The organism is Pseudoalteromonas sp. SCSIO 43201, assembly GCF_023716725.1.
In the GTDB taxonomy this organism is placed as follows: domain Bacteria; phylum Pseudomonadota; class Gammaproteobacteria; order Enterobacterales; family Alteromonadaceae; genus Pseudoalteromonas; species Pseudoalteromonas peptidolytica.
In genome coordinates, this window is the sequence record NZ_CP072684.1 from 990,370 (window position 1) to 1,015,270 (window position 24,901).

Here is a 24,901-nt window from a genome sequence, read left to right on the forward strand (position 1 = left end):
GATCTCTATGTTTAACACCTACCTCAAACTTAGCAGTGAATACCGCTGGATGCTGTTTGCAGCCTTTATATTCAACCTTGGCTTTTACATGCTAATTCCATTTTTAGCAGGCTACCTAAAACAAGATCTATTACTAAGCGCGACACTGGTTGGCTTGGTCTTAGGTGTACGCTCGTTTTGCCAACAAGGGCTATTTTTAGTTGGCGGATTATTGGCTGATTTATTTGGAGTGAAAAAGCTTATTGTCGTCGGGTGTCTCCTACGAGCACTCGGTTTTTGTCTGTTTTTGTTTTCTCATATTGTTGAACTGCTTTTCTTAGCTGCCTTTTTAACCGGGTTTGCAGGGGCGTTATTCACTCCTGCTGCACAGTCTTACTTTTCAAAGCAAACCGAGCTGAGTCGCGCGCAAATGTTTGCGCTGGTTGGTGTTGCCAGAAATGGGGGAGAATTACTCGGCCCAGTCTGTGGTCTGATGTTGATAAGTGTTAGCTTTGATACCTTGTGTATAGTGTCAGCACTGCCTTTTGCACTCTTTGCGCTCATTTTTACTGTATTACTAAACGATAAATCCACAACCAAACACCAAGAAACCGCACAACCTAACGCAGATAGCACGGGTGTACGGGCAATGATCCAAGGTGTGTTGAGTAATCGCCCATTTATTCTGTTCTCACTGATCATGTCTGGCTATTTTATGTTAATAAATCAGATTTCGTTTGCGATCCCGCTTCACATTGTAAGTCAGTCAGGTACAACAAAAGAAGTCGCTTGGGTATTAACATTATGCGCGCTGATCTCAATCTGCTTTCAGTTCCCGGTCACCCGTTTATGTGAACGCTGGTTGTCGCCGAGTCAATGGATCAGTATAGGTATTGCACTAATGGGATTATCATTTGCCACCTTGCTTGTAGATTGGCCTTATCAATCGGGCATATTGTATTACTTACCACTTAGTCTATTAGCGACTGTATTTACACTCGGCACTATGGTGAGTTTCCCATTTATCATGAGTCAAATATCTTTACTTGCACAAGATAAGTCGGTCGCAACACATTACGGATTTTTCTATTTATTTGCAGGTGCAGGGTTAATCATTGGTAGCAGTGTAGTAGGGGCAGCCTTTGATTACACGGCTCATCACGACTATCTCGCTTGGTATAGCCTGATCATAATCGGTGTCGGCACGGCTTTACTTAACACTATGTTTATGTCTGCACACCAAGTTAACAACCACATTCAAACAACCAATCCATCTACATCAAAGTAAGGGTTAACCATGATTCAACTTACTCAAGCGCAGCAACGAGCCTATATGTCAGACTATCTTGAAAATGGCTGGCGTGAAGAGCGCATGTCTTTCAGTTCCGTGTCGTTGGAACCTGGATATATTGAGGGACGCGTTAATGTTGAGCACTTTCAAATGCCAGGAGATGGTCGTTTTCATTTCAGCGCACAAAGTGCCATGATTTGGATCTCTCAGCTCGGTATTATTTATGGATGTTGGGATAACCAACTAACCGAAAAAGTAGGAGAGGTCTACCTAAGAGATCTAGACATTAAGTTCAAACGCACCATCAATACCACTGAAGCCGTCAAATTTGAGGGTTTTTTTCCTAAACACTGCAAAAAACAATTATCAAGCGACCTTGTTTACTATAAAAATGCACAGATCCGTGTAGAGGGTGGTGCTTTTGCGGGCACGGCTAGCTTTCTGGTACCAATATGCTAACGCAGCAAATAAAAACTGTTCCTATTTAGATAAAAGATGATATGTTATAACCAAACATATCATTCTACAATTTGACCACATGCGCTCTGTATTCCTACCCCCAAGGCATCACTTTGCACATGTGGTTTTAATCACATCAGGGAGTTTTTTGTGTTAGAAGCCAAACAATTAACAAAATCTTTTACGGGAAAACGGGTGATCACGGATCTGAGCTTTAAAGTTGAGCAAGGTGAGATCATGTGTTTGTTGGGTGCAAACGGCGCGGGAAAAAGCACAACATTAAATATTTTTCTTAACTTTTTACAGCCCGATAGTGGACAGGCTCTGATTGATGGTGTGGAGGTAAATCAGCATACCAATAGCAAAGATAAGTTGGTGTATCTACCAGAGCAGGTAAACCTATATCAAGAGTTTAATGCCATTGATAATCTCAAATACTTGGCAAGCCTTGCTGGGCTAACTGTCAGTGAAACCCAAATTCATGCCGCGTTAGATGAAACAGGGCTTGAACAACAGGCAAGAAAACAGTCTTTAAAAAACTATTCTAAAGGAATGAGACAAAAAGTAGGGATAGCGTTTGCGATTATGCGCCAAGCAAAAGTGCTGTTATTAGATGAACCTACTTCAGGACTAGATCCAAGTGCAACCCTTGAATTTATTCGCATCATCGAGAGGCTTGCAAATAAGGGAGCTGCTATTTTAATGGTGACTCATGACTTTTATTGCGCACACACGCTTGCAGATAAAATCGGCATTATGGATAAAGGAAAATTGCTGACCCTACTTGATAATAAAAAGCTACCGCTAAGTAGTTTAGAAACCACTTACCACGAACTTATCTCTGGAACCGCGACGATCCGTGCAGCTAGTTAGTCTTTAAATAGGAATTGTCCCGTCTATGAATAATAAAATAATACAAATTTGTCGTCACGAGTTGGCTAGTAAGCGGAAAAGTCCGGTCTTATGGTTATTATTTGTGATGATCCAATTATTGCTGGTTGTTGCACTTTTTACTGGTTGGCAGCAGTACCAACAAAGCATGAATATGCAAACCAAAGCGCAGCAGCTGGTCGAGCAACAATGGAATGCACAACCTGATCGGCACCCACATCGCGTCGCGCATTTTGGTCACTTTGCATTTCGACCACCTAGCGCTCTTAGCTTCTTTGATCTAGGTGTTAATGCCTGGGTAGGCGACAGTATCTTCTTAGAAGCACATAAACAAAACAGTGCCAATTTTGCCACCGATCAGGACGGAGGAACATTACTGCGTTTTTCTGAGCTAAGTAGTGCCAATATTTTATTGCTGATCTGGCCGTTGCTGATTATTGCACTGGGCTTTGCAAGTGTTAGTGGAGAGAAAAAAAGCGGTACTCTTCGGCAATTAATGTCAATGGGTGTGCCATTTCGGGCACTGATCGCAGGCAAAAGCCTGAGTTATTTATGCTTGTCTGTTATTTTTATCTTGCCAGTGTTTGTGCTCGCACTCGGTCTTGCTGCCAGTACGGGCGCTCAGTTTTCATCGGAAGCCCCAATTAGACTGCTACTACTCTTTGCGCTTTACCTTGTATACTGCCTGTTCTGGATAGCTATTACCTTGCTTGTTTCAAGTACGGTAAAGGCACCAAAACAAGCATTGGTATTACTTACGTCAATATGGTTTATCCTCACAATACTTATGCCAAGAATGCTTGCTGAGTTTGCACATCACCAATATCCACATCAAAAGCGCAATGATTTCGAGCTTGCTGTAAAACTAGATAACCGGAAAGTCGGAAACAGTCATAACCCAGATGATCCCTATTTTAGTAAGTTTCGTGCAGATACACTGGAAAAATATGGCGTATCAACCGTAGAAGAACTGCCAATTAATTACAAAGGGCTAGTAATGCAAGAGGGAGAAAGGCTCAATGCTGAGATCTACAAAAAGCATTATCAGCAACAAATAGAAAAGTTTGAGTCACAGCAACAATTTGTCAGTCAATTCTACTGGTTAAATCCATACCTGTTTGTTCGAGACTTTTCGATGGCATTAACACGTACCGATACACGTCATTTTCTGGACTTTGAGCAACAAGCTGAAGCCCACAGATATGCCCGTATTCAAAAGCTCAATCAGTTGCACACTCATGAAATCCACCACCACAACGACAGGGCACAACGGGTTGATAAATCCTACTGGCAAACATTTGAAGCATTTACCTATGCCACACCACGCTTAAGTTGGTCTCTCAAGGTATTTTCCTTATCTTGGTTTTTGCCACTCATTGTTGTTGTGCTGCTATTTACTTTCTTAAATTCCAACAAGATGCAAAGGAGAATTTATGCTGCTGTTTAAACTCGAATGTAAGCGCTTGTTTGCAGGTACGGTTAATAAACTAGTACTCGTACTGTTTCTCCTATCTGGTATTTTTGCTATCTACCAAGGTGCATTGGGATACAAGTCTATACGTATTGACCAATATAAATCGACAGTGGTATTTCAAAAAGAGCGCGAGCATGTCAGTAGCCGTGAAGCTTTGCCTGAGCCTGGCTCTTTGGCTTATTACGCCAGCGCACCAACACAATGGCAGCTAAGTCCATGGGCTGCATTATTTGTGGGGGAAACTTCCTCTTCAATGGTCGCAGCGAAGATCCGCGCCACCGCATTACAGAGTCAAATATATAACCGTGAAATCGTCAATCCAAGCCAACAGCGCGCTGGTGGCTTAGATTTGGGGTTTGTATTGGTTTACTTTTTACCTTTGGTGATAGGGATACTCACTGTCACACTCATTTCTGATGAGCAACATGCTGGGCGCTGGCGCTTACTCAATGCCATGCCTCGTAGTGTATTTTCATTAGTGGGAAAACAAATTGCATTACGATTTGTTGTGATCTGGTTCATGGTTGCCCTGTTACTGATCAGTGCAGCACTATTATTGTCTTTACCTTTCGATATTTTCTTCTGGACAGTACTTGGTGCAACTAGTCTGTATATGGTGTTTTGGTTTGCACTGGCAGCCATTATCATGAGCTTCGGTAAAAATAGTGTGTTCAATAGCCTAACTTACCTCAGCAGTTGGGTGGTATTAGCGCTATTGTTACCAGGGGCTGTGCACTTATATTTGTCAAATCAGTACCACAGTGATGCGCCTCTTGAAATCACGCTACAGCAGCGTATGACACTCAATGATGGCTGGGATCAAGACAAGCAAGCAACGTTAGATGCTTTTGTGGCTAAAGAGAGCAAATGGAGTAATACAGCACCACTGGGGGAAGCATTTGATTGGAAGTGGTACTATGCCCAGCAACACATGAGTGACATTGCCGTTCAAGATCAAGTGGAAGCATATAGGCGCAGTAATGCAGCTCGTCAAAATCAGTTACAAAAGCTCAGTGTGCTATCTCCTGCACTGTTTTTTCAGCTTTCGTTGAATGAACTGGCCAAAACCAGTGGCAACTTTCAAATCAAATACCAACAACAAATAGCTGATTATCACCAAACAATTCGCCATTATTTTTACGACTTTTTGTTTTTTGATAAACAGGTAAGTCGCCAAGATATCGCTGACTTTCCAAAATTTGAACCACAGACCATGGTAGCGCAAGGTGGTTCATGGAAGTTGCCTTTAAGCACCGCAGTGGTAGCGCTGATGTTAATGATAGCTATTGTGAGGATCCGCAAAGTAAAAGTCATATAACCTTTTAACGTATATGGATAAGCACCGTCCATATACGTTATTCACCAAAGTATTGAAGAGTACGTAGCCCAAACTCAGGATAAGAAGTTAGTTAAGCTGAGGTTTGAATAAGAAACTTTTAACGCAGTTAGCGTCAGAGTTGCCCCTTCAAATTGAACAAGTATTAATGGTGTTAATGCGACTGCACTGGCAACAGATGAGTAAATTGGTTGGGTTCTGTCGTTGTATCAAGGATGAGACTAGATTGGTAGGTACTAACTAATAGCTCTATTTTGGGTTTTAACTGCACTATCGCATCGTTAATTTTACTGATTAATCTTGGGCTAAAAACGCCATTTCTGAGCAAAAAATGTACTTGATTATCGTGTACCACGTACGGCCAAGCTTTTGCAGAGTCTAACCCCTGCTCATTAATAAAATAACTACCAGTTATCACATCATCAACCACAAAGTCGACTCGGCGCTTCATCAGCATTTCTATCCTGCGCTTCGCGCTAGCAATACCAACAAACTGTTCTTTGTAGCGCGTATCATTTTTTAACGTAGCAAGCTCTTGACCATAGAAAGAGCCAATGCTTAACCCAATCGTTTTTGTCTGTTTGACAAGTGACTCTAAACTGGGAATTTCCATCGCAGGAGACAACGAGAATAAGCGCATTCGCTCAAAACGGTAGGGAAGGGTAAAATCACCGTAGCGCTCCCTATCTTTGGTATAGCTGACCATCACAGCAACATCAATGACCCCTTTTGTCATTTCTTCAAACGTCCGAGCGCTTGAAGGCAAGCGTATATAATTAGTACATATCGAGACATGTTGAAACACCATTTCAGCAATATCAACATCCAGACCCCAAGGCCCTAACTGATCAAAAGCCGTTAACGGTGGCCAATCTGCAACAACACCGATATTAACTGTTTTGCTGCATTCACTGGCATATGCAGGGGTAAATACCACTCCCCACACCAAGGTAGCCATGCCAATCAAGTTATTCACTGATATGTAATGCTTAACCATGGCACCTCGTGAGCAAGTCTATGACAATCGGCCTTATAGCATGACACTCCGTTCATTACATAGGCACAATCGATGTTAGTAACGATATATTTACCTAAAGCCTAGATTACAATGCCTGATTATTAAACTATTTAAATCAAAAAACACAACGATGCTCACTGGAGCAAAAGAGTGTGACGTAACCTCCCCGTTACATCGCGCATGTTTTAGCAACTCATGGCAGGTATTCGCATACCTCTGCAATATAGATATTAAATAGATGATCGATTCTAAAGGCGACCTCAAACGAAGGGGAATACTTGACAGCTTCAATGATCATAACCGCTCGCTTCGTAACGCCCAATTCGCTTAGCAAGTTCTTTTTGTGTCATCTTCCGCTCATAAAACGTAGCATTTTGCTTTTGTTTTTTATTGGTAAATCAGCCATAGACAGCTCCCAAACAATCTTTGACGAGCAGCCTTCCTTAACTGACCAATTCAGCGAGCAGAAATGCAATCACTAAAATATGAAGTGGTGCAAATAGTAGTTCAAATGGAAGTGCTTGCGGCCAATTTTGCGCTTCAACAGAATACTGGAAAATCGAGATACACACATCAACCTAAAGTACCCAATAGGCAAATTTTCCCCCTGGTAATGCAATCAACTTTCCCGCTCACCTAACGGCTTATCCATATCTCTATCGCTAACAGGGGGCAGTAGTAGCAGATCTACAATAGATGTCACCATAGCAATAACAATCACCTTGAGTAATAATCCTGACACCCAACTCGGAGCTCGACTTAACGGCTCCGTAGCCGCAGTTATTTCGCCTAGATAAATACAAGATATAGTAATCGTTAAATCACGGAAACTCTGCAAGTCTAAAAACGCTTTAATCTTGTTGCTGCTTTCCATATTATCTTCAATTTACTCAGGGCTAAGTATTTTTGCTTCAGGTAAAGTTCAAATAACTAGAAACGTTTTCGAAACTCGCTTGGCGTTAAGCCCATATACTTATTAAACACCTTACGGCAGGCCGTCGTATCTTCGTATCCTACCTGGTGCGCAATCCAATCAAATGGTTTGCTCGTGCTTTCTAATAAATCACACATTTTTTGCACCCGAAACCGTTGCAAATATTGATTAGGATTGAGTCCGAGTACCTTAGCAAAACGTCGCTGTAGGGTTCTTTGCGTTAGTAGGGCAATATCAGCCAGATCTGCAATTGAAATATTGTGGCCATAATGGATATTAATGTATTGCTGAGCTCGCTGCACAGCATCATCACCATGTTGAAAATTCGGTTGAAATTGATGATAGTAGCTCTGCTCCCGCTGAGCAGTATCTACCACTAGCGTTTTGCCTAACTTACGCATAACTAAGTGACCGCTGTATTTTTTGACTAGCTCTAATCCAAGATCAAGCCATGACATCATGCCACCAGCAGACATAATATCATTGTGATCTATTAAAATTTTACGCGTATCAACAGGCTGGTTAGGAAAGTGCCGTTTAAATTCCTCAGTTAACCCCCAATGCGTAGTAAGCAAACGCTGATGACTTAGCCCCGAGGCAGCGAGTATAAATGCTCCCGCACAAGCAGAAGCAATAACAGCACCTTGTCGATGTTGCTTATTTAACCAAGCAAGTAATTGAGGGTCAGGTGTAAGATAAAAATCAGAACTAACACTCGGCGGTAATAACACAATATTGTAATCCCCCTTTACAGCGCTACTGAAGGTGGCAACATGTGTTGTAAATCGGGTATTCAGCGACTCTTCGATACAAATTCTATCAGCTAGAAAAAACAGCTCTTCTAGACCATACACAGCCGACTTCATCACATGAGGGTAGTGACAAATCGCCACTTTGATTAGTTTCATCTGTATTGTCGAATTTAAACTCAAAAATGTCATTTTAGACACTGCAGTCAAAGTTACAACTCCAGCACAATACCTCTGTAAATTAACTAACGAGGTAAAAGAAATGAACAAATGTGCACTATTGGTGATCGACATTCAAAATGATTACTTTCCTGGAGGGCTTTTCCCGTTATGGAACACCGAAAATACACTAGCAAACATCAACAGCGCTATCAAAAAAGCAGCAGAGCAAAGCATGGAGATCATTTATGTCCAGCATATCGCTAATCCAGAACAAGAAAAAGCACCATTTTTCAATCCCGGCACTCGCGGTGTCGAACTTCATAATTGCCTACGCCAAGCACAAGAAAACGGCCACCATATCGTAAAGTCCTACGCTGATAGCTTTGAGCAAACTTCATTAAACGGTTTGCTCCAATCTAAAGATATCGATACTTTATATATCTGCGGCATGATGACACAAAACTGTGTAACACATACTGCGCTATCTAAATCGGCGGAGCAGTACAATGTTTGTATTCTCAGTGATTGCTGCACAGCCCCAGATGAAATGATCCACAAAATTGCACTCAGCGGTGTTTCAACACGAGTACCTTTTGTCACCGTATCGCAAATGTAGTCTATCACTACTAAATATAAGCAGAAGCTCGTAGTGATAAATCACGACCTACAAACCAAACGAAGATCGAGGTTTACCTCTACACAAGCATAACAACCAAAAAGGCCAGATTAACCAATCCTTGATTTGAGTGACATCGAAATGAAAAGGTACTAATTCGCCTGCTGCTTATAAGCTTGCCGATAGGTGTGAAGCAGCGGCTCGGTGTACCCATTGGGTTGTACTCGGCCTTCAAATACCAAAGATAATGCAGCTTTGTATGCAAGGTTTTCACTCAGAGGCTGATGCTCATTGAGCATTGGTTGGTAGAGGCTGTCACTTTCGTTTTGACCATCAACCACTGCAGCCATTCGCTTAAACGTCTTTTCTACCTGCTCTTCACTACAAATCCCATGATATAACCAGTTAGCAATATGCTGGCTTGAAATCCTAAGTGTTGCTCTATCTTCCATTAATCCAACATGATTGATATCTGGCACTTTTGAACACCCTACGCCTTGGTCTATCCAGCGTACCACGTAGCCCAAGATGCCCTGCGCGTTATTGTCTAATTCAGCTTGGATATCCTCAGCAGACAAATCGTTTTCTAACATCAACGGGGGCGTAAGTAAGTTATCAAGTGACGCCTGCTGGCGTGTTTTTATCTCAAGTTGGCGTGCAAACACATCCACATAGTGATAGTGCATCGCGTGGAGCGTTGCTGCGGTAGGAGAGGGCACCCACGCAGTATTAGCACCAGACTCAGGATGACCTTGCTTTTGCTCCATCATCAGCGCCATTTTATCTGGCATTGGCCACATGCCTTTGCCGATTTGTGCCTTTTTCCTAAAACCGGTTTTAAGACCAATATCCACATTTTGATCTTCATAAGCAGCTATCCAGGACTGGCCTTTAATCAATGTTTTTGGTAATACTGGGCCTGCTAACATTGAGGTATGAATTTCATCACCGGTTCTATCCAAAAAGCCGGTATTTATAAATACAACACGCTGTTTTGCAGCAGCAATACAAGCTTTTAAATTCACTGAAGTGCGACGCTCTTCGTCCATAATGCCCATCTTGATGGTATTTTTTGGCAGTGAAAGTAATGCTTCTACTCGACTAAACAAGGTATCAGTGAAGGCAACCTCTTCAGGACCATGCATCTTTGGCTTCACGATATTGATACTTGCTGCCGTCGAGTTTTTAAACGGGCTATTTCCCTGCAAATCATGCAGTGCTGCGGTGCTTGTCATGATGGCATCTAAGATCCCTTCAAACTGCTCATTTCCTTCTGCGTCCAGCACCGCTGGTGTTGTCATTAGGTGGCCAACGTTACGCACAAACATCATAGCGCGACCTTTTAGCGTAATACGCTGGCCTTGCGTATCTACGTAACTTCGGTCGGTATTTAGCGTCCTGGTCAATGATTTCTCTGACTTTTCGAAGGTCTCACTCAAGCTCCCTTTCATCAGACCTAACCAATTTTGATATACCAAGACTTTGTCTTTAGCATCCACCGCCGCAACAGAGTCCTCACAATCCATAATAGTCGTAAGTGCAGATTCGAGAACGACATCTTTGATCCCTGCTTTGTCAGCTTGCCCGACCGGATGATGTGGATCAATTTGGATCTCTATATGGAGATCATGATGACGCAGCAATATTGCACTTGGGTTTTGTGCTTCCCCCTGATAGCCCACTAGCTGCTCAGGCTGCTGCAATGATACTTGAGCGCTATCGTTTAGCGTGATCACCAAGTTTCCGTCCAGAATTGCATAGTTCGTACTTTCTATGTGAGAGCCCTTTGCTAACGGCAGCGCGTTATCAAGAAACTGCCTAGCATAAGCCATAACTTTAAATCCACGCGTTGGATTATAGTCTTGAGTACGTTCAGCGCCATCCTCTTCGCTAAGAACATCAGTACCATAGAGCGCATCATACAAAGATCCCCAGCGGGCATTAGCTGCATTTAGCGCAAATCTAGCATTACTCACAGGTACCACTAATTGCGGCCCTGCAGCACTGGCAATTTCAGGTTCTACATGTTTAGTTTCAATGACAAAATCTTCAGGTTCTGGCTGCAAATAGCCAATTGATTCAAGAAATGTCCGATATTCAGCAGCTTGCCAATCAGGGTGAGAGAGGTGGTAATCGTCAATTTGCTGTTGCAGGGTATCACGTTTGTTTAGTAACGCTTGGTTTTGCTTACCAAGTGCCGAAAAAATATCCGCAACACCTTGCCAAAATTGATTTACCGCTATCCCGGTGCCGGGAAGTAAAGATTGCTCGACAAACTGCGCCAGAGGAGTCGCAATTTGGAAGCCTGAATAAGTGACATACTTGCTCATGGAGAGTCCTTGATTAACATTTTTTGAACGGGATAGATCAAACATAAAACAATTTTTGGAAAAACGAACCCCTTTTCTCATTCACAAAAAATATACTCGTAATAATAACTATAAATTTAAAAAATCTAATTTATCGGCCTAGTGTTTAATTAAGCCCGCAGCCAACCACTCTCACATCAGGTGGCTTCGTGTAACAAACAACCAGAACTTAATTTGATTTATAGTACCCGTTCGAAGGAAGCTAATTATGTCTCAGTATCAAACTCAGTTAGATCATTTCTCTAGTCTATGTCAAAGCCAAGGAAAAACTTGGCAGTCTATCAGTCCTGAGTATGCCAGCCGTATGCACCTACAAAACCGCTTCAAAACCGGTTTGGACATCGCAAAATATACAGCCAAGGTGATGCGTGAAGATATGGCAGCATACGATGCTGATAGCAGCCAATATACGCAATCCCTTGGTTGCTGGCACGGCTTTACAGCGCAACAAATGATGATGGCAGTAAAGCGTCACAACAAAACCACGAAACGCTCTTACGTATACTTAAGTGGCTGGATGGTTGCTGCGCTGCGCTCAGAGTTTGGCCCACTGCCAGACCAAAGTATGCACGAAAAAACAGCAGTTCCAGCTTTGATTGAAGAGATCTACACCTTCCTCAAGCAAGCCGATGCGCGAGAGCTAGACCATCTCTACAAAGAGCTTGATGCAGCAAAAGCCAAAGGCCAAGACACAACCGAGATCCTTAACAAAATCGATAATTTCGAAACCCATGTAGTGCCTATCATTGCAGATATTGATGCCGGTTTTGGTAACGAAGAAGCAACCTACCTATTAGCTAAACAAATGATTGAAGCAGGTGCTTGTGCTATTCAAATCGAAAACCAAGTATCGGACGCAAAACAGTGTGGCCACCAAGCAGGTAAAGTAACGGTTCCCCATGAGGACTTTTTAGCTAAGATTAACGCTGTTCGATACGCATTCCTTGAGCTTGGTGTTGAAGATGGCGTGATCGTTGCCCGTACCGACTCATTGGGTGCAAGCTTGACGCAAAAAGTACCAGTCTCAAAAGCTGCTGGCGACCTTGCGAGTCAATACACCAGCTACTTAGACACCACGCCTGTGACCTCAGCCGCTGATTTACAAGAAGGTGAAATGGCAATTAAGCTGGGTGGCGAATTACAAAAACCGGTTCGCTTGGATAACGGCCTATATCAATTCAAAGCAGGTACAGAAAAAGATCGTGTGGTCCTAGACTGTGTAACTAGCTTGCAATCAGGTGCAGATCTATTATGGATTGAAACCGAAAAACCAAATATCGAGCAAATTGCCGAGCTGGTTAACCGCGTCCGTGAACAGGTACCTAACGCAAAGCTTGTGTACAACAACTCGCCTTCATTTAACTGGACATTGAAGTTCCGTGAGCAGGTATACCAGCAATGGCAAGAACAAGGTAAAGACTTATCAACATACCCTGATCCAAGCACAGATGCGAAGGTATTGATGGCTCCAGAATTAGACACAACCGAATTAGCTACAGAAGCTGATCGACTGGTGCAAAACTTCCAGCGGGATTCCGCAAGAGAAGCGGGGATTTTCCACCATCTAATTACACTGCCAACTTATCATACAGCAGCGCTAAGCACCGATATTCTGGCTGAAGGCTATTTTGGTGACGCGGGTATGCTTGCCTATGTACGCGATGTGCAACGACAAGAAATCCGTCGCGAGCAAGCATCAGTTAAACACCAAGACTTAGCTGGTTCTAATATAGGTGACACCCACAAAGAATACTTCTCTGGCGAAAATGCACTAAAAGCTGGCGGTGAAGCCAACACCATGAACCAGTTCTAACATTTGATTTATTTAGTTCCAAAATCAGTAAGGGCCGCAAGGCCCTTTTCAGAGCTTGAGATTATTAGATCAGGTTTTTACTAGCTTATCAGTCTCAGATCACCGCTTTACTAACCTTTGCTAGACAGATCATGTTTTTACTAACAACAATCAAATTTGGATCAGGATTTTATTAACCCAACAACAAACGATCCCGATCTTTTTATGAAGATCAAAGATCCTAGCTCAAAAATACTCACTTTTGACTTAAGCCACTTTTACAAACCAAAATTTTACTAACTAAATCTACGACAGGTCACATTTTTACTAACTTACTTAGTAAAATTTTGTTCTGAGAATATTCCAAGTCTTGTTCATCATATTATTAGCGCATGATTGATAAACATCAATTGTCACTGTAAACCCCCTTTACACTTTCCATATTTACCTCACTTTTTTGTGTAATGCTGCATGACAGACAAAAACGATATGAACTTAAAAGATGACTCTATTTAAGAATCTCACGCTTGCAGTGCTTATATTTTTTGCGCTGAGTTGTAATGCTGAAAATATAACGATAAAAGAAGTACAAGCACTAGAAATTGCCGGTCAGTACACCGAAGCGCTTGAAAAAATCAAAGAGCTGAGTAATACCGAAAATGATGAAACACGCTACCAAGCTATTTTTCTTCAAGCGATGATATATAGAAAGCAAGATTTATACGAAAAATCGATATCAACGCTTAACTTTATTGAAAAGCAATTCTTCCTAACTGAGATAAGAAAATATGAGCTATACCGAGAGATCGGCATCAACTATCGCAGCATCAGCAAATTAGCACTTGCTGAAGACTTTTATTTAAAAGCATTAGACTCAGCACAGTCAATGAACAAGCCAAACTTGATTGCACAAACCTATAATAACTTAGGAGTTGTCGCTGATCACAGGAACCTGCTCGCACAATCAATGCAGTATCATCTAAAGGCATATGAACTGCTTAAAGGAACAGACCAGTATGAAAAGCAAGGTGCCAATTTTTACAACCTTGGAGATATTTCTGTGCGTTTGGGGGACAAGGAAAATGCAGAGTATTTCTTTCAACAAGCGTTGATAGCAGATAAAGCATCCAAGGAGCTACGTAATGTTGCTGGTACAGCACTGCGGTTAGGGGAATTAAAATTCAAAAACAGTAAAGCTGATGAGGCACTACTTCAAATTAACGAGGCCATCGAACTTTTACGCCAATTAGATGCTCGGGTGTCGCTCAGTCGCGCACATCGAACCGCGGCATTGATTTATATTACTAAATCTGAGCTAGACAGTGCATTAACAGAGGCACTATCTGCGATTGAATATGCAACACAAACGAGTTCCACGTTACAACAATTTTATGCCTTTCTTACAGAGCTTGAAGTCAGACTTGCAAGAGCTGAACTGAAAGAAGCAAAAACATTACTGCCCACACTCGATAAATTAATAAAAATTGAAGCAACTGAAGTACTGCAAGAAAAATATCACCATTTAAAAGCACAAGCCTTAGCACTTGACGGCAACTTTGCGGATGCGTACCAATTTATGTATTCAGCTGCAGAGCTGCAATCGAACATCCATGCTGACTACTTACAAAAACAGGTAAGTACTTACAAAGCTAGTATTGATGCCTTAATCCAATCTCAGGAACTTGAAAAAGCTCAGGCCAAGCAGGCTATAACAGAAATTAACCTTAAAAATGCTAAGCTTTCTACACAAATGTGGTTAGTCACTGCTATCGCCGTTTTTTTAATGGGGACTTTCTTTATCGGCTTTTTTATAGCAAAACATAGAAGTGCAACTTTGAAAGCCAAAATGTATCAATCAAACATTGCACAAAAAGACAAAATGCTGGCTGATATTTCTCATGAGCTTCGTACGCCTTTAAGTGTACTAAAACTTCACATTGAAGCCATGGAGCATAACCTGATAGATGACAGCACCATCGCTTATGCAAAAATAAACAATAAGATAAATCAACTTAACGACCTGATATCTAATGTCTACCAGCTTTCCCAAGCAGATCATAATGCTTTAGTGATCCACCCTCAGCTTTACGATGCCAAAACTGTAATACAAAGCTATGTGTATGATGTTGAGAGGTTAGTAACTAGTAATAAGTTGCAATTTATTGCTGACATTCACGTTGACGATATGGATATTCATATCGATAAGCCAAAGCTAGACCGAGTGATTGATAACCTAGCAAAAAATGCCTGTTTATATACAGATGTCCCTGGCAAAGTGCGCTTTAAAGCTGTGGTTAATAAATTTGGATTCTTCTTACAAGTTGATGATAGCTCACCTGGGGTACTGGAGCGCGAGCAAAACAAATTATTTGAACGCCTGTACCGTGTTGAAGCTTCAAGAAGCCGGGCAACAGGGGGATCAGGGCTAGGTCTTTCTATTTGTAAAAGCATAGTAGAGGCAATGAATGGAACAATTAGGCTTAAGTCAGGAAAGTTCGGTGGTCTGTGTATCCAAATAAACCTTCCCCATGCGGTAGATAGCAATTATAAATAAAAAAAGGCCAAGCGTTTGCTTGGCCATTGATTACTTCAAATCATATTTAAAAGCGATAGCTAATATTGCCATATACGAAACGGCCATCAGTGTTGTATGCCGAGAACGCTGAGTAAGGGAAGATTTGGTTAAATGTTGTAAAACCAATATTACTCACCGTATCTTGAGGATACTGGTCAAACAGGTTGTTCGCGCCGACGGCGAATTTCCAGTTGTCACCTAAATTATAGGCCACTTCCAAATCTGTAATCCATTTGGCATCTAATACTTCATCACCTGTAACCGAGCTTGAAGAATCAGTTGTTTCACCATAACGTGTTGCGCGTAGGGTTGTTTGCCAATCACCAAACTGCCAAATTGCTGCTAAGTTCCATTTATCTTTTGGTGTACCATCTTCAAATCGAGCTATTTCACGACGAGCAAAATATTCATAGCTGTCACCTAAGGCTTCTAGCTCTGCTGGGTTCGCTTTGACATCCGTTACTTCGGTATCGTTAATATTGACCGCAGCACTTAATCTCAAATCACCAAAGTCAGAGAGGTCAAAGCTGTACGTCGCAACGATATCAACACCTTGAGTGCGAGAGTCGATGGCATTTGTGAAGTACCTGACACTTTGTGTGTTAAGCTCGCCTGCTTGGCGTAAAATATCAATAACCTCAGGACCATTTAGATTCTCAGAGAGTACAATGCGGTCATCAATATCAATTCGATACGCATCTACCGTGAATGAGAACGCATCAAGTGTGTACACAAAACCCACCGTAGCATTCACTGACTCTTCAGCTTCTAGCTCGCGAGCACCTAGTGCTTTAGCAGCAGGCGTATCAACCGGAAAATGTCCAACTTCACTCGGTACGCCATTTTCAAATACGGTTGCTACTGATTTATATGATGTTTGAGCTAATGAAGGTGCTCTGAAACCGGTACTTATCGCACCACGTAACGATAGGTTGTCTGAAACCACATAGCGCGATGCAAGTTTGCTAGTAAAGGTGCTGCCAAAGTCGCTATAATCCTCGAAACGACCAGCCAAGACGATATTCCAGTCTTGTGTTAGATACGTATCGAACTCTGCAAATAAAGCGATATTGTGGCGAGATTCATCTACCGCACTTGCCGGTGAAAACCCGGCCAGTACTTGCGCACCACCAGCGGCCACAGGATTACCTTCGGCATCAAGCACCGTTAGATAAGACGCCTCGTCACCAACTTCAATTTCGTAATTTTCACGGCGATATTCAGCACCAACGGTGAAAAAAACATCGTCTGGTAAACCCAAATCCAATGCTGTTTTCGCGTCCGCATTCACTAACCACTGTGAATAAATCAACGCGCCATTATTAAATTCAGTTGGACTGGTTACGCCCATTGAGGTGTTTAGGCTGTTTACAACTCCCAAACCAAAGTCATTCACGCCATAGTTGCTGCTAATATCATAGTCCCAATCACCGCGAGTTCCTTTTACGCCAATAGCGAATGAGTAATCATCAACATCACTGACAATTTGTGGTAAGAAACCGTCTGGATAAACCGCAGTTAGATTACGGCTGTCTTTTGCACGGCGATAAAACCCACCAGAGTTACCTTCTCGTGTTGAGTAACTACCAAATGAATAAAGCTCTGTATCAGTATCTAAGTTGTAGCCAGCATTGAAAAAGAGCGCAAAGTCTTCCACTTCAGCTTTACCAAAACGATGATTGTAGCGGTCAAAAGTAAACTCTCGAGCGTCCAATTGACCGTTGTCGTCACGAGCATATTGTTCTCTTGGATCAAAGCCCGAACGATTCGTTGGCTTTTTGTCTCTATATTCGGCTGAAAGATTAATAAAGCCATCATTGCCTAGCGCAAAACCAATATTAGCACCAATGGTTGTGGTGCCGCCGTCATTGCGTTTGCGGTCATCACCTAATACAAAATCTAAATCGCCCGAAGCATCTGTACGGGTGGCTAATAAGTCAGGAACACCTGCCATCTGGGTATCGTGTTCACCATAGGTAACGCTTATACTACCGCCTTCTTCTGCATCTTTAAGTACGATGTTAATCACTCCCGCAATTGCATCTGAGCCGTACTGTGCAGCAGCACCATCACGTAAGACCTCAACACGTTTGATTGCGGCAGCAGGAATGGTATTCAAATCCACAGCTGTTGAGCCACGACCAACTGTACCATTTAAATTCAATAATGCACCTGCGTGGCGGCGTTTACCATTTACAAGTACTAAAGTATGGTCTGGTGCTAACCCGCGAAGCACAGCAGGACGTGCGTGATCAGTACCATCCGCGAGTGTTGAATTAGGAAAGTTAAAACTTGGCACCAGCGTCGTGAGTACCTGGCTTAGCTCCAGCTGACCTGTACTTTGCATATCATCTAGCGAAATGACATCGACCGGAACGGTACTTTCAGCCACACTGCGCAGACTTCTTCTGGTACCTGTGATCTCTATAACTTCAACACTGTCTTTAGCTTCAGTGTTATTACTTTCTGCCTGTGCGTGAATTGAAATAGTTGAAAGAAGCGCGGCACCGACAGCCAACGAGATTGGCTTGCGAACAGCGCTGTCTAGCTTGTTATTAATAAATTGCATAGTTTGTCCCGTGAATATGTTGAACGCAGAGTCAGTGAAAGACCGACTAGTACTTAATTTAGTCAATAGTGGAGTAAATCAAGACTGAATACGAATACCATCCGATTTACGATTAAAATGTTGGCACTTACTTATTCGATACCAACCTAAAATTAAGTAACTCTCGTAAGAAAAGACGCGAATTTTAAAATTATTCTTTCACCCACAATAAAGAATTTTTCGATCTATCTTATACCCTCAATTGGCACTGGTCTGATGTTTATTCACTCCATCTTTACTCCATATTACAACGCTTAAATATCAGCATATGAAAACGGAGAGAAACGATGACACAACGGACGCTTAAACATGCTGACTGGCTGAAAATTGTCGAGTCTAGAGCTAAACAGCAGCAACAACAGAGTAAGCCAAAGACCAAGCTGTCGCCTATGGTGATTTTGACTTTTTTGCTCGCGATGACAATTTCATTGCTGAGTGCGTGGGCACTTTTGAAAGATACAGCTACTCCCGCTAACTTAGTGCTGAGTGAAGAATCAGAAAAACGCCTCAATCGCTACTTTACTAAGCAATACATGGTAGGCAGTTGGCAATTTTCGCATATGAAAATAAGTAAAGACGATATAAACGTGTTCATTCGCATTCCCTCAGAATTGGCATTAACGGGGCAGGCGCTAAAAGGCTACATAGAACAATCTCTGTGCCCACCAGCGACGAATAATATCTGGCGTGATGTAAATCAGTTTACGCTATACATGCACTTATACTCAGGCTCACCGCGTCATAGTGATTACGCAAAGTGCAGCGCCCCGTAACTTAGTCCGATTAAAACAAAAGGCCCAGTATGTGGCCTTTTTTTGGAGTTTATACTCATTGGTATTAGATCATTACGAGCTTTTAGAAGAGAGAGAAGGGGATTTAGGCTCGAGCTCCAGTTTCGCTTTTTCCTCTAGATCTGCTGGCAGCTCTTTAACTACCGCAACACCAAGCTCTTTAAACTCAGCGGCCTGTTTGATTAAGTTTCCTTTGCCCATATACAACTGGGAAAATGCCCTTTCATAGCTTTCTTTCGCTTTATCAAGTTGCTTGCCCACATTCTCCATACTATGCAAGAAGTTATTTAACTTGTTATAAAACTTCTCTGCTCGTAGTGCCAGCTCTCTCGTATGCTTACTTTGATCTTCAAAACGCCATAGTTGCTTCACGATATTGAGACTCGTCAATAAAGTCGTTGGCGTCGCAACCAAAACATTATGTTGTAGCGCGTCTTGATAAAGGGTTGGTTTATGCTTTACCGCTTCAACAAATGCCGATTCAATCGGAATAAACATAATAACCACTTCCGGAGAATTGAGACCAGGGAGGCGCTCATAGGATTTACTTCCAAGTTCTTTTATACGCGCTGTAATAGCTTCGCTATGCGCTACGATAGCCTGATTGGCCTCACTGTCAGTTGTTGAATTAATATAACGCGTATAGGCGTTTAACGATGTCTTCGCATCGATGACTAAATGTCGAGATTGCGGCAGATAAACCACCACATCAGGGCGAAACTTTCCTTCATCTGTATTAAAATTAACTTCTCGCTGATAGTCATAACCGGGTCTTAAACCAGCACTATCGAGCACATTTTCAAGCATCAATTCGCCCCAATTACCTTGTGCTTTTTTCTGTCCCTGTAGCGCAGTAGTTAAGCGTTCAGCCTGCTCTGTCATCACTCGATTATTAGCTTGTAGATGGAGTAATTCAGTTTTCAAAGAAGCCCGCTGTTTCAGCTCTTCGCTATGGATTGCCTCCATCTTATCCCTAAAGCCTTTTAACTCCCCTTGGACAGGTTGCAGCAATTGTTGGATTTTTTCTTTACTTTGATGGCTAAAGCGCGCTGTCTTTTCATCAAAGATCTGGTTGGCAAGGTTATGAAACTCTTCTTTTAACTGTACTTTGGCTTGTTCAAGTTGCGCTAGTTGCTGCTCAAAATGGTGTTGCTTTTGCTCTAATAAGGTTTGTAAATTCGCCATTTCAATTTCAAGCCCATGAGCATGGGCTTGAATTTCTTCTTTGGCGTCGAGCTCACGCTGCCAAAGCTGTTGATACTCAGTAGCTTGACGTTGACGTTCGTTAAGGCGGGCTTGCATTTGCTGTACTTGGCCATGACTTTGTAGCTGCTGTTCACGGAGCTCCTGAACTACCTGTTCAGCTTGAACGATTTGAGTACGCAAGGCATGTTCTGTTGCTTGTTGAGTATGCAGCTGACTTTTTAATGTACTGCGGATCACCCATACAATAGGAAGGAGGGTAGCTGCACCGCCTGCAAACAGTGCCAAACTATACCATGCAGGCGTTGTTGAAAGCATTGACCAAAGCATATTGAAATCTCATCAGTTGTTCTGCTTTGATAATACCTTAGATATAAATTTCAATCACTTAGTCATTCAGTGATCTGTTGGCCATTATAACGGTACCCGGCGCCATAAACCGATTCAACAATTTTAGGGGAATGCTCTAATTCTTTGATTTTTTTTCTAATATTTTTAATATGACTGTCAATAACTCTATCTGAAATATCAAAATTATCTGGCTGAATATGGTCAAGAATTTGTTGTCTTGAGAAGACACGATTAGGCGCATCGTACAACAAAGCAAATACATCAAACTCAACTTTAGTGAGCCCCAAAGTACAACCGCTCAACTTTACACTCAATTCATCACGGTTAACTTCTATCGGCTTTTGGTAGGAATGCGTGTTCACGCAACGACGTAAGATAGCTTTTATTCTCATCACTAATTCAGCTGCGCTAAATGGTTTACAAACATAATCGTCTGCACCAACCTCTAGTCCTTGTAAACGATCAGCTTCTGTGACTTTTGCTGTTAACATAACAATAGGAACTTCGGAGAATGTCCTAATTTGCCGCATACATTCCACACCATCTTGGTTTGGTAGCATGATATCCATTAAAATCGCATCCGGTTGATTTTCGCGTACCCAAGATACCACTTCTGCGCCATCAGCAATATGGAACATCTTAAATCCTGACGCTCTAAAGAACAGTAATACTTGTTCTGCAATATCTTGATCGTCTTCAACGAGTAAGATGTTTGGAGGTGTAGACATAGGGTTTATTTACTCTTTGCTTTTAAACTTTTCAATTGCTGTCGGACTTGACGCTTCAAAGTATCCGACAGTGTGTCATCGAATAACAACATTGTCAGTATACTAGACAAATCCTCTGAACTCGCCACTTCATTTAACAGATCATAATCCGTTTGTGATTGTGTCTCAATAAAGTTTAAGTGTGTAATCGTCGCATCGTAGCAAAGCATAGCATTATCCTAATTGGTCTATGGCGTTTCTCCGTTATGAATATTAAAGCGCGACATTATGGAACAAAAATGGAGTGTGATGATGTTTTTTTCATCAGAAAAAGAAAAGCCAGCTTAGTTAAGCTGGCTTATTACAATCAGTAACAAAGGGGGAAATCAACATACGCCTATTACACCAACATGTTCGCAATAAGCATAATCATAGACCTACGAGGTTTTCATTTAGTTCAATTTTATTTTTAACTTTTTATCAATGCGAGCATTTGTGACTCATCAAATTGGCTCAGGTTAACTCCAGAGTCTGCAAACAAAGCGTCAACTAGCGCCTGTTTGTCTCTTTGCATCTTAAATACCTTTTCTTCGATGGAATTAGCCATAATTAATTTGTAAACAAAGACCGGCTTGTCTTGGCCAATACGATACGCGCGATCAGTAGCTTGATTTTCAACAGCTGGATTCCACCAAGGATCAAAGTGGATCACGGTATCAGCTTGAGTAAGATTCAAGCCTGTCCCACCGGCTTTAAGGCTTATTAAAAAGATGCTGCACTTACCTGAAGTAAATGCTTCTATTGCCTTATCTCTTTGTCTGGTTTGACCGGTTAACATTGTATACTTCAGCTGTTGTTGTTGGCACAGCTCCGCAATGAGATCAAGCACACTGGTGAACTGACTAAAGATGATGATCTTACGACCTTCACTTAATAGTGTCGGCAGGTGCTGTGCAAGCCATTCAAACTTTGCACTGCTATGCTCTGCCAAATCCTTATCCACGAGTTGAGGGTGACAGCAGATCTGACGCAGCTTAAGCAGTGCATCAAGAAACGCCAACTTACTCCTTTCAACGCCATGCTCTTGGAATAAGTTCTGTAATTTACTCTCTACTTGATGCTGCACACCTTGATACAGCCTATGCTGCGACTCTGAGAACTCTAACTCTTTAATAAGTTCTGTTTTATTAGGTAGCTCTTTTACTACTTCTGACTTTGTTCTTCTTAGAATGAACGGTGCAATTAAAGATCTCAGTTCGCTCGCACGAGCACGATCTTGCTCTTTCTCGATAGGGATCTGAAAGTGTTGTTTAAACTGTTGTTTGGTCCCCAATACATCCGGCATTACAAAGTCCAGTAACGACTTTAGCTCAAGTAAATTGTTTTCAATCGGTGTGCCACTCAAACAGAGTTTGAAACGCGCAGAAAGTCCCTTCACGCATTTGGAAATTTGTGCAGTTTCATTTTTGATATACTGCGCTTCATCTAACACGATAGAGTCGAAATCCAACACTTTGTAATAAGCAACATCTCGTTTTAACAATGGATAAGTGGTCAGTATAAAACGAGCACCCGATAAGTTAGTTAGTGCTTCCTCTCTGTTAGCACCATGAATAATCGTCAAGGGTAGGTGAGGAGCAAAGCGCTTAAATTCATCTCTCCAATTTCCAACTAAGCTAGTAGGGCAGACAATTAAACTTGGTTGTGTCACGAGGGTGTTATGTTGCGCAATAAAGTATGCTATTACTTGTAACGTCTTACCAAGACCCATATCGTCAGCGAGAATACCACCTAGTTGATGACGATTTAGGAACTTAAGCCAATTAACTCCCTGAGCCTGATAATCGCGTAAAGTAAAGCACTGTCCTTCACTAGCCGGAATAACTTCATTTTGTTCAATCGGCTTTTCTAATTCCGCTAAATATTCAAGTAGCTTTTGATCGCTTGACTTGGTTTCAATATGCGCCAGCTCAAATAGCTTTTTAGCGTACGAAAGTGGGAACTTAAACTGAGAGCTGGATAGGTAATAACTAAAGCGAGATTTTAATGTCAGCAATTCATCAAATACGCTGCGACTGATTGCATAAAACTGCTCTCCGATCTCCACATAACGATACTCATGGGCTAAATTGTTTAGCTCGTGAACCGGGTGTTTATCCCAGTTTAAAGTAATAGGTTTATCATCCAGCATCACTTTACCCAAAACATGGTGTTGTTTGTCACGTTTAAGAGATAAGATCACTTTCGGAGTAACAACATGACCATTGCCTGGCAGCTCATCCACAACCCAACGTTTACCTTGCAGGTAAGGTCTAACTTCTTTGTTGAACCAATGTATTTCGATACCGTCATCTGTAGGCAGCAAAAAGTCTTCGCCTTCGTGTACAAAGCCCAGTCCTGTAAGCACTTGTTCAAGACGCGATAATTGTTTTTTCGACCCACCTTTTCCTAGTGGCTCAATGGTAAACCTAATTTTGTTTGCACGCTCTGATTTGATCAGTTTGGCGACTGTTGATTGCGGGTTTACGAGTTGAGAAAAACCAGATGGCGGTGCAATAATATCGTCAGTAAAAATATCTTGAAAGCGCGACATCACTTGCTCAAGTTTTTCACCTGTGATCGGTGGCATCGTATGGAGATGGGCAATTTCAGATGCGGTTAATTCAGATTCAATCCTACCAATGAGTAGATTTTCAGTATCCAAATAAACTGGTGGCTCGGTTTTAACTAATCGCCAATGCTCAACACCAGCTAAACGGCTCTTTAGCTGATATTCGTCATTCTCTTGATGCCAATAAAAGTCTAATGTTTGCTTGTGACCCAACTCCAATGGCTGACGATGATTACGATAAAAACAGCGATGTGTATGTATAAGCTGAGTCAGAGCATTAAAGCCCCACGCACCAAACAACTCAAAGTGGCCAGGCGTATTTTGGGAGCGGATCCAACTGAATAAGCGAAAATCACTTTCTAATAATCCGGCGGGAGCAACTTGGCTGTTGAGTTGTTGCTCTGTCAGTGCACGGCCAAGAGGATACAGACCATCTGGACGGTTTGGTGATACTTTAGGGCTTACTAATACTTCATTTGCCCGAGGCTCTAATACAAACAACAACACATTATCAGCGTCAGCTTTATCTGTTTGCTGTAGCTGCGCTAATTCATTAAACCAATCGTTAACTAAAAAAGCTTCGCCAAATCCACCGGAGTGTTCGATTTTTAGTTTCAGCAATACAGCTGCGATATGTCGACACTTAGGATTATTAGAACAAGAGCAATTTGCTTCGACAGAGACAGCACCCTGCTCCTGATTGATTTTGATATGCTGGGTAAACGTATTACCGTAATTGCCCAATACTTGCGCATCAATCTGAGCGAAGTTATCACTATGCTGCAAAAAGCAAACCTGTTCATCTTTAAGATATTCCTTTGCTTTTGCTAACAAGCCGGAATTAAAATATTGACGAAGAAATCGCTCAGATAGCGGAAACTGACTCGCTTGCTCCTGCTTGATTTCTTCAAATAAGGCGAAAAGTTGCTCTTTAGATAACTGCGAAGACATTAAATGCACGTCAAAATCAAAGTAAAAAGCCAGT

Annotated in this window: 19 protein-coding genes; 9 read left to right on the forward strand and 10 right to left on the reverse strand. The window is 42.0% G+C overall.

The features are described from left to right. The first annotated feature begins 7 nt into the window (after positions 1–7). From J8Z24_RS20810 to J8Z24_RS20830, 5 genes are all read left to right on the forward strand, one after another. Positions 8–1,267, forward strand: a complete 1,260-nt coding sequence (locus J8Z24_RS20810; protein ID WP_225740825.1) for an MDR family MFS transporter — start codon at positions 8–10, stop codon at positions 1,265–1,267. A gap of 9 nt (positions 1,268–1,276) precedes the next feature. Beyond that, positions 1,277–1,729, forward strand: coding sequence for a hypothetical protein (locus J8Z24_RS20815; RefSeq protein WP_176032609.1), 453 nt, complete (start codon positions 1,277–1,279; stop codon positions 1,727–1,729). 150 nt (positions 1,730–1,879) lie between these two features. Next, positions 1,880–2,602: an ABC transporter ATP-binding protein gene (locus J8Z24_RS20820; protein WP_125251268.1), complete on the forward strand. Its 723-nt coding sequence runs from the start codon at positions 1,880–1,882 to the stop codon at positions 2,600–2,602. 25 nt (positions 2,603–2,627) lie between these two features. Further along, positions 2,628–4,067 (forward strand): ABC transporter permease, encoded by a 1,440-nt coding sequence (locus tag J8Z24_RS20825; RefSeq protein WP_128730439.1) that lies wholly within the window; start codon positions 2,628–2,630, stop codon positions 4,065–4,067. Next, entirely contained in the window at positions 4,054–5,412 is a 1,359-nt protein-coding gene (locus tag J8Z24_RS20830) for a DUF3526 domain-containing protein (protein WP_128730440.1), read from the forward strand. Before J8Z24_RS20825 ends, J8Z24_RS20830 begins: the two co-directional genes overlap by 14 nt. Positions 5,413–5,584: 172 nt before the next feature. Here J8Z24_RS20830 and J8Z24_RS20835 read toward each other — a convergent pair whose 3' ends face one another. The 4 genes from J8Z24_RS20835 to J8Z24_RS20845 all read right to left on the reverse strand — a co-directional run bounded on the left by J8Z24_RS20835 (position 5,585) and on the right by J8Z24_RS20845 (position 8,290). Next, positions 5,585–6,427, reverse strand: coding sequence for a substrate-binding periplasmic protein (locus J8Z24_RS20835; RefSeq protein WP_176032607.1), 843 nt, complete (start codon positions 6,425–6,427; stop codon positions 5,585–5,587). Positions 6,428–6,891: 464 nt separating this feature from the next. Next, the gene (locus J8Z24_RS21885) at positions 6,892–7,020 is read right to left on the reverse strand and encodes a hypothetical protein (protein ID WP_263972642.1); all 129 of its coding nucleotides are present in this window, start codon (positions 7,018–7,020) and stop codon (positions 6,892–6,894) included. A gap of 47 nt (positions 7,021–7,067) precedes the next feature. Further along, entirely contained in the window at positions 7,068–7,322 is a 255-nt protein-coding gene (locus tag J8Z24_RS20840; RefSeq protein ID WP_252095777.1) for a hypothetical protein, read from the reverse strand. A gap of 56 nt (positions 7,323–7,378) precedes the next feature. Further along, positions 7,379–8,290: a GlxA family transcriptional regulator gene (locus J8Z24_RS20845; protein WP_176032606.1), complete on the reverse strand. Its 912-nt coding sequence runs from the start codon at positions 8,288–8,290 to the stop codon at positions 7,379–7,381. Between the two features lie 103 nt (positions 8,291–8,393). Between J8Z24_RS20845 and J8Z24_RS20850 the strand changes: the two genes are divergently transcribed. Then, entirely contained in the window at positions 8,394–8,909 is a 516-nt protein-coding gene (locus tag J8Z24_RS20850; RefSeq protein WP_147389156.1) for a cysteine hydrolase family protein, read from the forward strand. Between the two features lie 152 nt (positions 8,910–9,061). On the opposite strand, the gene J8Z24_RS20855 is transcribed toward J8Z24_RS20850, so the two are convergent. Next, positions 9,062–11,239: a malate synthase G gene (locus J8Z24_RS20855; RefSeq protein WP_147389155.1), complete on the reverse strand. Its 2,178-nt coding sequence runs from the start codon at positions 11,237–11,239 to the stop codon at positions 9,062–9,064. 247 nt (positions 11,240–11,486) lie between these two features. Between J8Z24_RS20855 and J8Z24_RS20860 the strand changes: the two genes are divergently transcribed. Further along, positions 11,487–13,091: an isocitrate lyase gene (locus tag J8Z24_RS20860; protein ID WP_128730442.1), complete on the forward strand. Its 1,605-nt coding sequence runs from the start codon at positions 11,487–11,489 to the stop codon at positions 13,089–13,091. A 481-nt stretch (positions 13,092–13,572) separates the two neighbouring features. After that, a complete protein-coding gene (locus J8Z24_RS20865) occupies positions 13,573–15,624 on the forward strand; it encodes an ATP-binding protein (RefSeq protein ID WP_252095778.1) in 2,052 nt (683 codons plus the stop codon). A gap of 46 nt (positions 15,625–15,670) precedes the next feature. Here J8Z24_RS20865 and J8Z24_RS20870 read toward each other — a convergent pair whose 3' ends face one another. Further along, positions 15,671–18,214, reverse strand: coding sequence for a TonB-dependent receptor plug domain-containing protein (locus tag J8Z24_RS20870; RefSeq protein ID WP_176032603.1), 2,544 nt, complete (start codon positions 18,212–18,214; stop codon positions 15,671–15,673). A gap of 326 nt (positions 18,215–18,540) precedes the next feature. Between J8Z24_RS20870 and J8Z24_RS20875 the strand changes: the two genes are divergently transcribed. Beyond that, positions 18,541–19,026 (forward strand): hypothetical protein, encoded by a 486-nt coding sequence (locus J8Z24_RS20875; protein ID WP_128730445.1) that lies wholly within the window; start codon positions 18,541–18,543, stop codon positions 19,024–19,026. A 72-nt stretch (positions 19,027–19,098) separates the two neighbouring features. Here the strand turns inward: J8Z24_RS20875 and J8Z24_RS20880 are convergent, their stop codons facing one another. The 4 genes from J8Z24_RS20880 to J8Z24_RS20895 all read right to left on the reverse strand — a co-directional run bounded on the left by J8Z24_RS20880 (position 19,099) and on the right by J8Z24_RS20895 (position 24,867). Continuing rightward, positions 19,099–20,577, reverse strand: coding sequence for a DNA recombination protein RmuC (locus J8Z24_RS20880; RefSeq protein WP_252095779.1), 1,479 nt, complete (start codon positions 20,575–20,577; stop codon positions 19,099–19,101). A 62-nt stretch (positions 20,578–20,639) separates the two neighbouring features. Next, the gene (locus J8Z24_RS20885) at positions 20,640–21,326 is read right to left on the reverse strand and encodes a response regulator (RefSeq protein ID WP_147389151.1); all 687 of its coding nucleotides are present in this window, start codon (positions 21,324–21,326) and stop codon (positions 20,640–20,642) included. A gap of 5 nt (positions 21,327–21,331) precedes the next feature. Then, positions 21,332–21,535 (reverse strand): hypothetical protein, encoded by a 204-nt coding sequence (locus J8Z24_RS20890; protein ID WP_125251280.1) that lies wholly within the window; start codon positions 21,533–21,535, stop codon positions 21,332–21,334. 239 nt (positions 21,536–21,774) lie between these two features. Continuing rightward, positions 21,775–24,867 carry a DEAD/DEAH box helicase gene (locus J8Z24_RS20895; RefSeq protein ID WP_252095780.1) on the reverse strand — a complete coding sequence of 1,031 codons (3,093 nt, stop codon included), beginning with the start codon at positions 24,865–24,867 and terminating at the stop codon, positions 21,775–21,777. Between the last annotated feature and the right edge of the window lie 34 nt (positions 24,868–24,901).